Annotated in this window: 11 protein-coding genes; 2 read left to right on the forward strand and 9 right to left on the reverse strand. The window is 67.8% G+C overall.

What is annotated here, in order from left to right; all coding sequences use genetic code 11:
- Window positions 1–44: 44 nt before the first annotated feature.
- The 5 genes from tuf to ABD466_RS09835 all read right to left on the reverse strand — a co-directional run bounded on the left by tuf (window position 45) and on the right by ABD466_RS09835 (window position 5,318).
- Window positions 45–1,238 (reverse strand): elongation factor Tu, encoded by a 1,194-nt coding sequence (tuf, locus tag ABD466_RS09815; protein WP_344656643.1) that lies wholly within the window; start codon window positions 1,236–1,238, stop codon window positions 45–47.
- Window positions 1,239–1,350: 112 nt separating this feature from the next.
- Window positions 1,351–3,468 (reverse strand): elongation factor G, encoded by a 2,118-nt coding sequence (fusA, locus tag ABD466_RS09820; protein WP_344656644.1) that lies wholly within the window; start codon window positions 3,466–3,468, stop codon window positions 1,351–1,353.
- 35 nt (window positions 3,469–3,503) lie between these two features.
- The gene (gene rpsG / locus ABD466_RS09825) at window positions 3,504–3,974 is read right to left on the reverse strand and encodes a 30S ribosomal protein S7 (protein ID WP_344656645.1); all 471 of its coding nucleotides are present in this window, start codon (window positions 3,972–3,974) and stop codon (window positions 3,504–3,506) included.
- A complete protein-coding gene (rpsL, locus tag ABD466_RS09830) occupies window positions 3,974–4,348 on the reverse strand; it encodes a 30S ribosomal protein S12 (RefSeq protein WP_194896225.1) in 375 nt (124 codons plus the stop codon). Before rpsL ends, rpsG begins: the two co-directional genes overlap by 1 nt.
- A 556-nt stretch (window positions 4,349–4,904) precedes the next feature.
- Window positions 4,905–5,318: a hypothetical protein gene (locus ABD466_RS09835; RefSeq protein ID WP_344656646.1), complete on the reverse strand. Its 414-nt coding sequence runs from the start codon at window positions 5,316–5,318 to the stop codon at window positions 4,905–4,907.
- A gap of 111 nt (window positions 5,319–5,429) precedes the next feature.
- Between ABD466_RS09835 and ABD466_RS09840 the strand changes: the two genes are divergently transcribed.
- A complete protein-coding gene (locus ABD466_RS09840; RefSeq protein ID WP_344656647.1) occupies window positions 5,430–5,747 on the forward strand; it encodes a sigma-70 RNA polymerase sigma factor region 4 domain-containing protein in 318 nt (105 codons plus the stop codon).
- A 69-nt stretch (window positions 5,748–5,816) separates the two neighbouring features.
- Here ABD466_RS09840 and ABD466_RS09845 read toward each other — a convergent pair whose 3' ends face one another.
- From ABD466_RS09845 to rplJ, 4 genes are all read right to left on the reverse strand, one after another.
- Window positions 5,817–9,692: a DNA-directed RNA polymerase subunit beta' gene (locus ABD466_RS09845; protein ID WP_344656648.1), complete on the reverse strand. Its 3,876-nt coding sequence runs from the start codon at window positions 9,690–9,692 to the stop codon at window positions 5,817–5,819.
- 32 nt (window positions 9,693–9,724) lie between these two features.
- Complete coding sequence (rpoB, locus tag ABD466_RS09850; protein ID WP_344656649.1) at window positions 9,725–13,201, reverse strand: DNA-directed RNA polymerase subunit beta; 3,477 nt, start codon at window positions 13,199–13,201, stop codon at window positions 9,725–9,727.
- Between the two features lie 589 nt (window positions 13,202–13,790).
- Window positions 13,791–14,183, reverse strand: coding sequence for a 50S ribosomal protein L7/L12 (rplL, locus tag ABD466_RS09855; protein ID WP_344656650.1), 393 nt, complete (start codon window positions 14,181–14,183; stop codon window positions 13,791–13,793).
- Between the two features lie 52 nt (window positions 14,184–14,235).
- On the reverse strand, window positions 14,236–14,760 hold the full coding sequence (rplJ, locus tag ABD466_RS09860) for a 50S ribosomal protein L10 (RefSeq protein WP_344656651.1): 525 nt from the start codon (window positions 14,758–14,760) through the stop codon (window positions 14,236–14,238).
- A 587-nt stretch (window positions 14,761–15,347) separates the two neighbouring features.
- On the opposite strand from rplJ, the gene ABD466_RS44405 reads away from it, so the two are divergent.
- A partial coding sequence (locus ABD466_RS44405) for a cellulose binding domain-containing protein (protein WP_425558598.1) occupies window positions 15,348–15,816 on the forward strand: 469 nt, incomplete at its 3' end.

The following is a 15,816-nucleotide window of genomic DNA, read 5'->3' on the forward strand; positions in this document are numbered from 1 at the left end:
GGGGGCCTTCGCGAGGCCTCAGCGGTCTGCCGACCGCGGAGAACTTACTTCGTGATCTTCACCACGCGACCGGCGCCCACGGTGCGGCCACCCTCACGGATGGCGAAGCGCAGGCCCTCCTCCATGGCGATCGGCTGGATCAGCTCGACGGCCATCTCGGTGTTGTCGCCCGGCATGACCATCTCGGTGCCCTCGGGGAGGGTCACGACGCCGGTCACGTCGGTCGTCCGGAAGTAGAACTGCGGACGGTAGTTGTTGAAGAACGGCGTGTGGCGGCCACCCTCGTCCTTGGACAGGATGTACACGTTCGCGTCGAAGTTGGTGTGCGGGGTGGTCGTGCCCGGCTTGATCACGACCTGGCCGCGCTCGACGTCGTCGCGCTTGATGCCACGGAGCAGCAGACCGACGTTCTCACCGGCCTGGCCCTCGTCGAGCAGCTTGCGGAACATCTCGACACCGGTGACCGTGGTGGTCTGCTTCTCGTTGCGGATGCCGATGATGTCGACGGTCTCGTTGACCTTGATGATGCCGCGCTCGATACGACCGGTGACCACGGTGCCGCGGCCGGTGATCGTGAACACGTCCTCGATCGGCATCAGGAACGGCTTGTCGACCTCGCGCTCGGGCTGCGGGATCGCGGTGTCGACCGCCTCCATCAGCTCCAGCAGCTTGGCGGTCCACTCCGCGTCGCCCTCGAGCGCCTTCAGCGCCGAGACCCGCACGACCGGCAGGTCGTCACCCGGGAACTCGTACTCCGAGAGCAGCTCGCGGACCTCGAGCTCGACGAGCTCCAGGATCTCCTCGTCGTCCACCATGTCCGACTTGTTCAGCGCGACCACGATGTAGGGGACGCCGACCTGGCGGGCCAGGAGCACGTGCTCCTTGGTCTGCGGCATCGGGCCGTCGGTGGCGGCCACGACCAGGATCGCGCCGTCCATCTGGGCCGCGCCGGTGATCATGTTCTTGATGTAGTCCGCGTGACCGGGGCAGTCGACGTGCGCGTAGTGGCGCTTGTCGGTCTGGTACTCGACGTGCGCGATCGAGATGGTGATACCGCGCTGGCGCTCTTCGGGCGCCTTGTCGATCTGGTCGAACGGGGTGTAGGGGTTCAGGTCCGGGTGAGCGTCGTGCAGAACCTTGGTGATGGCCGCGGTCAGCGTCGTCTTGCCGTGGTCGATGTGACCGATGGTGCCGATGTTGACGTGCGGCTTGTTCCGCTCGAACTTCGCCTTCGCCACGTTGTCCTCCTGTGGACTTTGGTGAGGTGCCGCCGGGGATGGATTCTCCGACGGCGTTTCTACGGATTCTCAGGACGGCCCGGTGTCGCCCGTGCCGTCCCGACGGCTTGGGCTACTCGCCGCGCGCCTTCTTGACGATCTCCTCCGCCACGTTCCGGGGAACCTCGGCGTAGGAGTCGAACTGCATGCTGTACGAGGCCCGGCCGGAGGTCTTCGACCGCAGGTCGCCGACGTAGCCGAACATCTCGCTCAGCGGAACCAGGGCCTTCACGACCCGGGAGCCGAACCGCTCGTCCATGGCCTGGATCTGGCCACGACGGGAGTTCAGGTCGCCGATCACGTCGCCCATGTAGTCCTCGGGCGTGGTGACCTCGACCGCCATCATCGGCTCGAGCAGCGCCGGGTCGGCCTTGCGGGCCGCCTCCTTGAACGCCATCGAACCGGCGACCTTGAACGCCATCTCCGAGGAGTCGACCTCGTGGTACTTGCCGTCGAGCAGCGTCACCTTCACGCCGGTCAGCGGGAAGCCGGCGAGCACGCCGAACTCCATCGCGTCCTGGCAGCCGGCGTCGACCGAGGGGATGTACTCCTTCGGGATGCGGCCACCGGTGACGGCGTTGACGAACTCGTAGCCCTCGGCACCCGGCTCGCCGTCGGCCAGCGGCTCGAGCGAGATGATGACGGAGGCGTACTGGCCGGAACCACCGGTCTGCTTCTTGTGCGTGTACTCGACCTTCTCCACCGGGCGGCGGATGGTCTCGCGGTACGCCACCTGCGGCTTGCCGACGTTCGCCTCGACCTTGAACTCGCGGCGCATGCGGTCCACCAGGATCTCCAGGTGGAGCTCGCCCATGCCGGAGATGACGGTCTGGCCGGTCTCCTCGTCCGTGCGGACCTGGAAGGACGGGTCCTCCTCGGCCAGGCGCTGGATCGCGGTGCCCAGCTTCTCCTGGTCGGACTTGGTCTTCGGCTCGATGGCGACGTGGATCACCGGCGCCGGGAAGGTCATCGACTCCAGGATGATCGGGTTCGCGGGGTCCGCGAGCGTCTCACCCGTGGTGGTGTCCTTCAGGCCCATGACGGCGACGATGTCGCCGGCGCCCACCGACTCGATCTCCTCACGCTTGTTCGCGTGCATGCGGTAGATCTTGCCGATGCGCTCCTTGCGGCCCTTCACCGGGTTCTGGTACGTGCCGCCGGACTCCATGACGCCGGAGTAGACCCGGACGAACGTGAGCTTGCCCAGGTGCGGGTCGCTCATGATCTTGAAGGCCAGGGCCGACATCGGCTCGTCGTTGGACGGCTTGCGGTGCAGGACCGTCTCCTCGTCGCCGACCTTGTGGCCGTCGATCGCCTCGACGTCCAGCGGCGAGGGCAGGTAGCGGACGATCGCGTCGAGCAGGGGCTGCACGCCCTTGTTCTTGAACGCGGTGCCGCAGAACACCGGGGTCAGCGCGGAGGCGAGGGTGGCGCGGCGGATGGCCGCGTACAGCTGCTCCGTGGTGGGCTCCTGGCCCTCCAGGTACAGCTCCATCATCTCCTCGTCGGCCTCGGCGATGGTCTCCAGCAGGCGACCGCGCCACTCGTCGGCGGCCTCGGTGTGCGTGGCGGGGATGTCGACCTCGTCGTACATCTCGCCCAGCTTCGCCTCGGCGTTCCAGACCAGGGCCTTCATCTTCACCAGGTCGATGACGCCCTTGAAGTCCGCCTCGGCGCCGATCGGCAGCTGCATGACCAGCGGGGTGGCCTGCAGGCGGGTGACGATCATGTCGACGCAGCGGTGGAACTCCGCGCCGGTGCGGTCCAGCTTGTTGATGAAGCAGATCCGCGGGACGCCGTACCGGTCGGCCTGCCGCCACACGGTCTCGGACTGCGGTTCCACGCCGGCCACACCGTCGAACACCGCGACCGCGCCGTCGAGCACGCGCAGCGAGCGCTCCACCTCGACGGTGAAGTCGACGTGCCCGGGGGTGTCGATGATGTTGATGGTGTTGTCGACGCCTTCCACCTGCCAGTGACAGGTCACAGCAGCGGAGGTGATCGTGATGCCACGCTCCTGCTCCTGCTCCATCCAGTCGGTGGTGGCAGCGCCGTCGTGGACCTCGCCGATCTTGTAGCTCATGCCCGTGTAGTACAGGATGCGCTCGGTCGTCGTGGTCTTGCCCGCGTCGATGTGGGCCATGATCCCGATGTTGCGGACCTTGGCCAGGTCAACGGCGTTGGGGGCCATTTCGCTCAGCTACTTTCGGGGTCTCGTCTACCGGGTTACCAGCGGTAGTGCGCGAACGCCTTGTTGGCGTCGGCCATCTTGTGCGTGTCCTCGCGGCGCTTGACGGAGGCACCCAGGCCGTTGGAGGCGTCCAGGAGCTCGTTCATCAGGCGCTCGGTCATGGTCTTCTCGCGGCGCTGCCGGGAGTAGCCGACGATCCAGCGCAGGGCCAGCGTGGTGCTGCGGCCGGCGCGGACCTCGATCGGGACCTGGTAGGTCGCACCACCGACGCGGCGGGACTTGACTTCCAGGGTCGGCTTGACGTTGTCCAGGGCGCGCTTGAGCGTGATCACCGGGTCGGTGCCGGTCTTCTCGCGGCAGCCCTCCAGGGCGCCGTAGACGATGCGCTCGGCGGTGGAGCGCTTGCCGTCCAGCAGGACCTTGTTCACCAGCGAGGTGACCAGGGGCGAGTTGTAGACCGGGTCGATGACGACCGGGTGCTTCGGGGCAGGACCCTTACGAGGCATTAGGACTTCTCCTTCTTCGCGCCGTAGCGGCTGCGGGCCTGCTTGCGGTTCTTCACGCCCTGCGTGTCCAGGGAGCCACGGACGATCTTGTACCGAACGCCCGGCAGGTCCTTCACACGGCCGCCGCGCACCAGCACGATGGAGTGCTCCTGCAGGTTGTGGCCGACGCCCGGGATGTAGGCCGTGACCTCGATGCCGGAGGAGAGCTTCACACGGGCCACCTTGCGCAGCGCCGAGTTCGGCTTCTTGGGCGTGGTGGTGTACACGCGGGTGCAGACGCCGCGGCGCTGCGGAGATCCCTTGAGGGCAGGAGTGTTGTTCTTCACAACCTTGTCCTGCCGGCCCTTGCGGACCAACTGCTGAATGGTAGGCACTAGGTCTTGGCCTTCCCTTTCTTTCTACGTCTCCACGTGGGCGACCCCGGGCGTGGAGTGCTACTACCTCTCGGTTTCGCGTCGAGTTCCTGCTTGTCCACTTGTCGCGCACCGCGCCGCTCCGTGACCCGGTGTCACACGTGTCCGGGTATCACCCGGGACGTCCGGTCCACGAGGTCGGGCGTGTCGCGACCCACAGACCCCTGCTGTCTTCCCGGTGAGCCTGGCGGCGAGGCCGCCGCTCACCCGGACGGTGCGCAGGCAGGAGGAGCCGGGGGGACACCCCTGGCACGGCGACGAGCCTACCCAGGGCATGCCGGTGAGGTCAAAACGGGGGGAGGGACCTTAGCACCGGACCGGTCCGCCATCAAGGCGGCAGGTCCGCGCCTCGAACACTTCCCGTCCGCCTCCCGGTCCACGGCTGCCCCGAACCCACCCATTCTCGCACGGCGCCAGCCGTGCGGAAGCCGATTAACGAGGCGGCGGCGCTGAACCGACGCCATGGTCAACAGCTGGGGCCCGGGAGATGTTCCCCCGCCTCAGAAGCGTTCGCCCGTCACGTCAGCAACAAGGTCAGCACGCCCTTCACCCCGGCGTGCGCGATGAAGTAGTAGTGGAAGAGCAGATAGGCCAGGATCGCCAGATCGGCCAGCCCCAGCAGCCGCGCGATGTCCGCGAGCCCGGCCCCGGACCGGGCACCGTCGGCGGCGAGGATGTTCCGCTTGGCCTGCGCCCCCCACTTCGCGGCGAACCCCGCGGCGACCAGCGCGACGACGATCGGCAGGTTGTAGAACGGCGTCCACGACGACCACGCCAGCACCGCGGCCGCCATCGCGAACACCGCACGCAGCTCCAGCCGGGCGCCCTCCTCGGGAACGTACCCGCCCTGGCGCTGCGGCACGGCGCCCGGATTCGGACGGGAGCCGCCGGCGCTGTAGTTCGGACGCCCGAGCTCGGGCTGGTCGTTCATCGGCCATCAGCCTTTCGAGTCGCGGCGACATGCTTAGGGTACCCACGAGGGAACCTCCGTCACGTCCCGCGCATCAAAGCTCTGAAGAGAGACCCACGCGACGGGGGAGCCATGGATTTCCAGGAGCAGTTCGAGACGTTCGACGCGAAGACACGCGCCGCGCTGGTGTTCAGATACCGCGAGGAGCTCTCGTCGGCGCACGTGGCGCAGCTGGTGGGCGAGCGGCCCGAGCAGGTGGAGCTGCGCCTCGGACGGGCGCTGGCCCGGCTGCGGGACCGTGGTGCCCTGACCCGGCCCCTCGGCGAGGACGAGCTGTACCAGTGGCTCGACAAGCTGCGGGACGAGCCCGGGTTCTCGTCGTTCAGCCTGGTGCTGGCCGTGCGGCGGGAACGCGGACGGCGCCGCCGCTTCGGGCGGCGCGCCTCCTGAACGCCGAGGGGCGGCCGCCTCCCGTAGGAGACGACCGCCCTCTCAGTGCTCTACGAGCTCAGCCCGGCCTCAGCCGCTGTACCCGCCGAAGTCGTACTCCTCCAGCGGGACCGCCTGGCCCGAGCCGCTGCCGAAGCTGTACGACGAGTAGTCGTCGTCGTAGCCCACCAGCGTGTACATCTGGGCCTTCGCCTCCTCCGTCGGCTCGACCTTGATGTTCCGGTACCGGGGCATGCCGGTGCCGGCCGGGATCAGCTTGCCGATGATCACGTTCTCCTTCAGGCCGAGCAGCGAGTCGGACTTGCCGTTGATCGCCGCGTCGGTCAGGACCCGGGTGGTCTCCTGGAAGGAGGCCGCCGAGAGCCAGGAGTCGGTGGCCAGCGAGGCCTTGGTGATCCCCATCAGCTGCGGACGGCCGGAGGCCGGCTGCCCACCCTCGGAGACCACCTTGCGGTTCTCGACCTCGAAGCGGCCGCGCTCCACCAGCTCGCCGGGCAGCAGCTCGGCGTCGCCGGCCTCGATGATCGTCACCCGGCGCAGCATCTGCCGGACGATGATCTCGATGTGCTTGTCGTGGATCGGCACACCCTGGCTGCGGTACACCTTCTGGACCTCGGCCACCAGGTGGATCTGCACCTGGCGCTGGCCCAGGATGCGCAGCACGTCGTGCGGGTTGACGGTGCCCTTGGTGAGCTCCTGCCCGACCTCGACGTGGGTGTCGTCGCCGACCAGCAGCATGGTGCGCTTGCTGACCGGGTACGCCACCTCCTCCGAGCCGTCGTCCGGCACGATGACGATCTTGCGGGTCTTGTCGGTGTCCTCGATCCGGACCCGGCCGGCCGCCTCGGCGATCGGCGCCACGCCCTTGGGCGTGCGGGCCTCGAACAGCTCGATGACACGCGGCAGACCCTGCGTGATGTCGTCACCGGCCACACCGCCGGTGTGGAAGGTGCGCATGGTCAGCTGGGTGCCGGGCTCGCCGATGGACTGCGCGGCGATGATGCCCACCGCCTCGCCGACGTCCACCAGCTTGCCGGTGGCCAGCGACCGGCCGTAGCACATCGCGCAGGTCCCGACCTTGGACTCGCAGGTCAGCACCGAGCGCACCTTGACCTCGGAGACGCCGTGCTCGACCAGCTTGTCGATGGCGACGTCGCCCAGGTCCACGCCGGCCTCGAGGATCGTCTTCTTGTCGACGACGACCTTCTCGGCGGTGTTGCGCGCGTAGACCGAGTTCTCGACGTTCTCGTCCTTGATCAGCCGGCCGTCGGAGCCCTTGGCCGCGATCGGCATCATGATGCCGCGCTCGGTGCCGCAGTCCTCCTCGCGGATGATCACGTCCTGCGACACGTCCACCAGACGCCGGGTGAGGTACCCGGAGTCGGCGGTCCGCAGCGCGGTGTCGGCCAGACCCTTGCGGGCGCCGTGGGTCGAGATGAAGTACTCGACCACCGACAGGCCCTCGCGGAACGAGGCCTTGATCGGACGCGGGATGGTCTCGTTCTTGGCGTTCGACACCAGACCGCGCATACCGGCGATCTGCCGCATCTGCATGAAGTTACCGCGCGCGCCGGAGTCGACCATCATGAAGATCGGGTTGGTCTTCGAGAAGTTCGCCTGCATCGCGTCGGCGACCTCGTTGGTCGCCTTGGTCCAGATCGAGATCAGCTCCTGGTTCCGCTCCTCCTTGGTGACCAGGCCGCGCTCGTACTGCTTCTGGATCTTGGCGGCCTGGGCCTCGTAGCCCTCGAGGATCTCGCCCTTCTTCGGCGGCACGACGATGTCCTCGACGGACACCGTGACGCCGGAGCGGGTGGCCCAGTAGAAGCCCGCGGACTTCAGGTTGTCCAGGGTCGCCGCGACCGTGACCTTCGGGTAGCGCTCGGCCAGGTCGTTGACGATCGCCGAGAGCTGCTTCTTGGCCACCTCGCGGTTCTCGTACGGGTAGTCCAGCGGCAGCAGCTCGTTGAACAGCGCCCGGCCCAGCGTGGTCTTCAGGCGGAACGGCTGACCGGTCTCCCAGCCCTCCGGCGCCTCCCAGCCGCGCGGCGGCACGGCCTCGGAGATCCGCAGCTCGACCGGCGCCTGCAGGTCCAGCTCACGGTTGTCGAAGGCCATCATGGCCTCGGCGATCGAGCCGAACGCCCGGCCCTCGCCCTTCATCCCGTCCCGGTCCATGGTCAGGAAGAACAGGCCCAGCACCATGTCCTGGGTCGGCGAGGTGATCGGCCGGCCGTGCGCCGGGGACAGGATGTTGTTCGAGGACAGCATCAGGACCCGGGCCTCGGCCTGCGCCTCGGCGGACAGCGGCAGGTGCACCGCCATCTGGTCGCCGTCGAAGTCCGCGTTGAACGCGGTGCAGACCAGCGGGTGGATCTGGATCGCCTTGCCCTCGACCAGCTGCGGCTCGAAGGCCTGGATGCCCAGGCGGTGCAGGGTGGGCGCGCGGTTCAGCAGAACCGGGTGCTCACCGATGACCTCCTCCAGGACGTCCCACACGACCGGCCGCGCGCGCTCCACCATCCGCTTGGCGGACTTGATGTTCTGCGCGTGGTTCAGGTCCACGAGGCGCTTCATGACGAACGGCTTGAACAGCTCCAGCGCCATCTGCTTGGGCAGACCGCACTGGTGCAGCTTGAGCTGCGGGCCGACGACGATGACCGAACGGGCCGAGTAGTCGACGCGCTTGCCCAGCAGGTTCTGGCGGAACCGGCCCTGCTTGCCCTTGAGCATGTCGCTCAGGGACTTCAGGGGACGGTTGCCCGGGCCGGTGACCGGACGGCCGCGGCGGCCGTTGTCGAACAGCGAGTCCACGGCCTCCTGGAGCATCCGCTTCTCGTTGTTGACGATGATCTCCGGCGCGCCCAGGTCCAGCAGCCGCTTGAGGCGGTTGTTGCGGTTGATCACGCGGCGGTACAGGTCGTTCAGGTCGGAGGTGGCGAACCGGCCACCGTCCAGCTGCACCATCGGACGCAGGTCCGGCGGGATCACCGGGACGCAGTCCAGCACCATGCCGGACGGCGAGTTGTTGGTGGCGCGGAAGGCCTCGACGACCTTCAGCCGCTTCAGCGCGCGGGTCTTCTTCTGGCCCTTGCCGGTGCGGATGGTGTCGCGCAGCGACTCCGCCTCGGCGTCCAGGTCGAAGTTCTCCAGGCGCTTCTGCAGCGCGGCGGCGCCCATCGAGCCGGAGAAGTAGGTGCCGTAGCGGTCCCGCATCTCGCGGTACAGGATCTCGTCGCCCTCCAGGTCCTGGACCTTGAGCGACTTGAACCGGCTCCAGACCTCGTCCAGGCGGTCGATCTCGCGCTGCGCGCGGTCGCGCAGCTGCTTCATCTCCCGCTCGCCGCCCTCGCGCACCTTGCGGCGCTGGTCGGCCTTGGCCCCCTCGGCCTCCAGGGCCGCGAGGTCCTCCTCGAGCTTCTTCTGCCGGGCCTCGATGTCGGCGTCGCGCCGGTTCTCGACCTGCTGGCGCTCGACCGAGACCTTGGCCTCCAGCGAGGGCAGGTCGCGGGTGCGGCGCTCGTCGTCGACCTCGGTGATCATGTAGGCCGCGAAGTAGATGACCTTCTCCAGGTCCTTCGGCGCCAGGTCCAGCAGGTAGCCCAGCCGGGACGGTACGCCCTTGAAGTACCAGATGTGGGTCACCGGAGCGGCCAGCTCGATGTGGCCCATCCGCTCGCGGCGCACCTTGGCGCGGGTCACCTCGACGCCGCAGCGCTCACAGATGATGCCCTTGAAGCGGACGCGCTTGTACTTGCCGCAGTAGCACTCCCAGTCCCGGGTGGGGCCGAAGATCTTCTCGCAGAAGAGCCCGTCCTTCTCCGGCTTCAGGGTGCGGTAGTTGATGGTCTCCGGCTTCTTCACCTCGCCGTAGGACCAGGTGCGGATGTCGTCGGCGGTGGCCAGACCGATACGGAGCTCGTCGAAGAAATTGACGTCAAGCATGTGGTTTCTATCCTCCTCGATGAGTCGTTCGATCAGACTTCCTCGACGCTGCTCGGCTCACGCCGGGACAGGTCGATGCCGAGTTCCTCGGCCGCCCGGAAGACGTCCTCGTCGGTGTCCCTCAGTTCGATCATGGTGCCGTCCTTGCTGAGCACCTCGACGTTGAGGCACAGGGACTGCATTTCCTTGATCAACACCTTGAAGGACTCGGGGATGCCCGGCTCCGGGATGTTGTCGCCCTTGACGATGGCCTCGTAGACCTTCACGCGGCCGAGCACGTCGTCGGACTTGATGGTGAGCAGCTCCTGCAGCGCGTACGCGGCGCCGTAGGCCTCCAGGGCCCACACCTCCATCTCGCCGAACCGCTGGCCGCCGAACTGGGCCTTACCGCCCAGCGGCTGCTGCGTGATCATCGAGTAGGGGCCGGTGCTGCGCGCGTGCAGCTTGTCGTCCACCAGGTGGTGCAGCTTCAGGATGTACATGTAGCCGACCGAGATCGGGTACGGGAACGGCTCGCCGGAGCGGCCGTCGAACAGCCGGGCCTTGCCGGTGCCGTCCACCAGGCGCACGCCGTCGCGGGTCTTCAGGGTGTTCTCCAGCAGGCCGGAGATCTCGTCCTCGCGGGCGCCGTCGAAGACCGGGGTCGCCACCTTGGTGTGCGGCTCGGCGGTGTCGGCGCCGATCGAGCGCAGGCGCTCCTGCCACTCGGCCTGACCCTCGCCGATGTCCCAGCCGGTGGCGGCGATCCACCCGAGGTGGGTCTCCAGCACCTGGCCCGGGTTCATCCGGGAGGGCACGCCCAGCGGGTTCAGGACGATGTCGACCGGGGTCCCGTCCTCGAGGAACGGCATGTCCTCGACCGGCAGGATCTTGGCGATGACGCCCTTGTTGCCGTGGCGGCCGGCCAGCTTGTCACCGTGGGTGATCTTGCGCTTCTGCGCCACGTACACCCGGACCAGCTGGTTCACGCCCGGGGGCAGCTCGTCGCCGCTGTCCCGGTCGAAGATCCGGACACCGATGATCTTGCCCTGCTCGCCGTGCGGCACCTTCAGCGAGGTGTCGCGCACCTCGCGCGCCTTCTCGCCGAAGATCGCGCGCAGCAGCCGCTCCTCCGGGGTCAGCTCGGTCTCGCCCTTCGGGGTGACCTTGCCGACCAGGATGTCGCCGGGGACGACGTCCGCGCCGATCCGGATGATGCCGCGCTCGTCGAGGTCGGCCAGGACCTCCTCGGAGACGTTCGGGATGTCCCGGGTGATCTCCTCCGGGCCCAGCTTGGTGTCCCGGGCGTCGACCTCGTGCTCCTCGATGTGGATCGAGGACAGGACGTCGTCCTGCACGAGGCGCTGCGACAAGATGATCGCGTCCTCGTAGTTGTGGCCCTCCCACGGCATGAACGCCACGAGCAGGTTCTTGCCCAGCGCCATCTCGCCGTCCTGGGTGCACGGACCGTCGGCGAGCACGGAGCCCACCTCGACCCGGTCGCCCTCGGAGACGATGACCTTCTGGTTGAAGGACGTGCCCTGGTTGGAGCGGCGGAACTTGGCGATCCGGTAGACGTTGGTGGTCGCGTCGTCGTTGGCGACGGTCACCAGGTCGGCGGACACCTCGGTCACCACACCGGCCTTGTCGGCCAGCACCACGTCGGCGGCGTCGACCGCGGCGCGGAACTCCATGCCGGTGCCGACGTACGGCGAGTCCGACTGCAGCAGCGGCACGGCCTGGCGCATCATGTTCGCGCCCATCAGGGCGCGGTTGGCGTCGTCGTGCTCCAGGAACGGGATCATCGCGGTCGCGACCGACACCATCTGGCGCGGGGAGACGTCCATGTAGTCGATGTCGGCCGGCGCGATCATCTCGATCTCGCCGCCCTTGCGGCGGCACAGCACCCGGTCCTCGACGTAGGAGCCGTCCGCGGTCACCGGGGCGTTGGCCTGGGCGACGACGAAGCGGTCCTCCTCGTCGGCGGTCAGGTAGTCGATCTGGTCGGTGACCCGGCCGTCCTCGACCTTCCGGTACGGGGTCTCGATGAACCCGAAGGCGTTGATCCGGCCGTAGGAGGCCAGCGAGCCGATCAGGCCGATGTTCGGGCCTTCCGGCGTCTCGATCGGGCACATCCGGCCGTAGTGCGACGGGTGCACGTCGCGGACCTCGAAGCCGGCCCGCTCCCGGGACAGACCGCCGGGACCCAGCGCGTTCAGGCGGCGCTTGTGCGTCAGCCCGGACAGCGGGTTGGTCTGGTCCATGAACTGGGACAGCTGGCTGGTGCCGAAGAACTCCTTGATGGAGGCCACGACCGGCCGGATGTTGATCAGGGTCTGCGGCGTGATGGCCTCGACGTCCTGGGTGGTCATGCGCTCGCGGACCACCCGCTCCATGCGGGCCAGACCGGTGCGGACCTGGTTCTGGATCAGCTCGCCGACGCTGCGCAGGCGGCGGTTGCCGAAGTGGTCGATGTCGTCCTCCTCGACGACGACCATCGGCGCGCCCTCGGCCTGCGGGTCCATCTCGGTCTCGCCGGCGTGCAGCTTCACCAGGAACTTGATCGTGGCGACGATGTCGTCCTCGGTCAGCACCGTGTTGTCGATGCCGCTGGCCAGGCCCAGCTTCTTGTCGATCTTGTAGCGGCCGACCTTGGCCAGGTCGTAGCGCTTGGGGTTGAAGTAGAGGTTGTCCAGCAGGGTCTGGGCGGCCTCGCGGGTCGGCGGCTCGCCCGGACGCAGCTTGCGGTAGATGTCCAGCAGCGCCTCGTCCTGGCCGGCGGTGTGGTCCTTCTCCAGGGTCTGCCGCATCGACTCGTACTCGCCGAACTCCTCCAGGATCCGGGCGTCGTCCCAGCCCAGGGCCTTCAGGAGCACGGTGACGTGCTGCTTGCGCTTGCGGTCGACGCGCACGCCCACCATGTCGCGCTTGTCGATCTCGAACTCCAGCCAGGCGCCGCGGCTCGGGATCACCTTGGCGTTGAAGACGTCCTTGTCGGAGGTCTTGTCGATGTCCTTCGAGAAGTACAGGCCCGGGGAGCGCACCAGCTGGGTGACGACGACCCGCTCGGTGCCGTTGATGATGAAGGTGCCCTTGTTGGTCATGAGCGGGAAGTCGCCCATGAACACGGTCTGGCTCTTGATCTCGCCGGTCTCGTTGTTGGTGAACTCGGCGGTGACGAAGAGCGGGGCGGCGTACGTGAAGTCGCGGTCCTTGCACTCGTCGATGGAGTACTTCGCGGGCTCGAAGCGGTGGTCGCGGAACGTCAGCGACATGGTGCCCTGGAAGTCCTCGATCGGCGAGATCTCCTCGAAGATCTCCTCCAGACCGGAGGTGGTGGGCACGTCGAGACCGGCGGCCTGCTGCTCGGCGACCCGACCCTTCCAGGTCGCGTTGCCGACGAGCCAGTCGAAGGACTCCGTCTGCAGCGCGAGCAGGTTCGGAACCTCGAGCGGCTCTTTGATCTTCGCGAAGGAGATGCGGCGGGCGGCGTTCTTGGTGATGTTCTGGGCGGTGCGCGAGGCGGCCAAGAGGGGTCCTTCCGGGCGTCGGACTGGACTGGCTGTCCTTAGCGCTACCGGTCAAACCTGTATCCCTACCCGGCGACGGATCCGGCGAAACCCCTGGTCAGTGGCAGTGTTTGCGGCACTGGCACCGGCTGGTCGGAAGGTTTTCACGGGCCCGTTGACGGTTTGAGGCATGCAGAAAGGCAGCGCAAACGAACAGTGTAGCCGTCTTGGCCACGCCTGTCCAACCCGTGCCTGAATAGGCCTTCACCGCGGGTCCGTGGCGGACCGTCGCGACGGGCAACAGACGGACAGACTAGCCGCCCCGACCGACGGTTGTCGCCGCCGACACGGGGGCCGGGCCCGTCCTTCGCACCTTTTTTCTCGCACCGTGCCTCCCGGCCGTCGCCTCGCGCTGCCTGCGGCCGGGGTGGTGCTGTGGTGCGCTGTATGTAGCTGACGTACCGCAGAATCCCGCGTAGCTGGGCCTACGTCAAGAGGCCGTCCGGGATCTTTGCCGTCCGGGGCTGGTCGGAGCCTCGCCACGGGAACGCAGAAGGCCCCCGGGGAAACCCCGGGGGCCTTCTGCAGAAGCTCTCGCTGAGGCGAGGACTTACTTGACGGAGACGCCGGCGCCGGCCTCTTCCAGGGCGGCCTTGGCCTTGTCGGCGGCCTCCTTGTTGACCTTCTCCAGCAGCGGCTTCGGAGCGCCGTCCACCAGGTCCTTGGCCTCCTTCAGGCCGAGCGAGGTCAGCTCACGCACGACCTTGATGACCTGGATCTTCTTGTCGCCGGCCGACTCGAGGATGACGTCGAACTCGTCCTTCTCCTCCTCGGCGGCGGCCTCGCCGCCACCCTGGCCGCCGGCGGCCGGGCCCGCGATGGCGACCGGGGCGGCGGCCTTCACGTCGAAGGTGTCCTCGAACAGCTTCACGAACTCGGAGAGCTCGATCAGCGTCATCTCCTTGAAAGCCTCGAGCAGCTCGTCGTTGCTGAGCTTCGCCATGGTAGGCGTCCTTTCTCTATGAGGGGTCTAGCTCGGTTTTGCCGGGTGCCTGTCAGGCGTCGGCGGACTTCTTCGCCGAGAGCGCGTCCACGGTGCGGACGGCCTTCGACAGAGGAGCCTGGAAGAGCGCCGCCGCGTTCGCGAGGGACGCCTTCATCGCGCCGGCCGCCTTGGCCAGCAGAACCTCGCGGGACTCCAGGTCCGCGAGCTTGGTGATCTCCGCGGCGGAGAGGGCCTTGCCCTCCATGACGCCGCCCTTGATCACCAGGAGGGGGTTCGCCTTGGCGAAGTCACGAAGACCCTTGGCCGCCTCGACCGGGTCGCCCTTGATGAAGGCGATGGCCGACGGGCCCTTCAGCGCCGCCTCGTCCAGACCGGAGATACCGGCCTCGCGGGCAGCGACCTTGGTCAGCGTGTTCTTCACCACGGCGTACTGCGTGGTCGCACCGAGCGCGCGACGGAGCTCCTTGAGCTGCGCGACGGTGAGCCCGCGGTACTCGGTCAGCACGGCGGCGTTCGAGTCGCGGAAGTGATCCGCGATCTCGGCGACCGCGGCCGCCTTGTCAGGCCTCGCCATACGGGCCTCCTTCCGGGGTGTCCGAGCCGACGTCGGCACTCCGGTCCCCGGAGCGGAACTGCCCGGAAACGACGAAACGCCCGGCGCTGAGAGCGCGGGCGTCACAATCACAACCGGGCCCCTTGGGCGGGTCCGGGGGAACTGCTTCACTGATCGCGCCTCGGCGGGTCGCTCCGTGATGGAGGCCTTCGACTGATCCGGGCCGTTCGGCTCGGAGCAGCGACCAGCGGTCTTCGGCTGGAGATAAGCGTAACACGGGGGTGGGGTGTGGTTTGACCACGTGACCTACCCGTCGTGGTCTGGACCAAACGGTCTGGACCAATGGAGTTTGCTACGGGCAAACAGCATGGTCAAGCGCGAGTCAAATCTTGCCGATCTCCGGTCACTGTGCGGGGTCGGGTCTTGACCGAAGCTGAGGTCTAGTCCAATCTTGCGTATCGCCGATCGGAGCGCACGGGGACGCACAGCCCATTTTTTCTGTAGCCACAACAGGAGGAGCAGTGTTTCCGCATCGCCGATCTCGTCGTGCCGCGGTGGTAGCCGTGGCCGGCGCCATGACCTTGACGGGAGCCGCGGCCGCTGTCGCGATGTCCGCGTCAGCAGCTACCGGAGGATCGCTGACGGCGGCCTTCGTGAAGACCAGTGACTGGGGCTCCGGCTTCGAGGGCTCTTACACCGTCACCAACGGCACCTCCGCCGCCGTGAACAGTTGGAGCATCACCTTCACCCTGCCGGCCGGAGAGGCCGCCACATCGGCCTGGAACGCCACGTTCACGGCCCTGGGGAACAACACCTACCGCCTGGACAGCCCGACCTGGGCCGGGCCGCTGGCGGCCGGGGCCTCGGCCTCGGCGGTCGGGATCGAGTTCACGAACACCGGATCGACGGGAGCCGCACCGAGCACCTGCACCATCGACAACGCGCCGTGTTCTGGTGGGGATACCACGCCTCCGACGACGCCGAGCTCCTCGGTGACCTCGGTGCCGACCACGCCGAGCTCGTCGGTGCCGACCACGCCGAGCTCGTCGGTGCCGACCACGCCGAGCTCGTCGGTGC

Source organism: Catenulispora subtropica (genome assembly GCF_039531675.1).
GTDB lineage: Bacteria > Actinomycetota > Actinomycetes > Streptomycetales > Catenulisporaceae > Catenulispora > Catenulispora subtropica.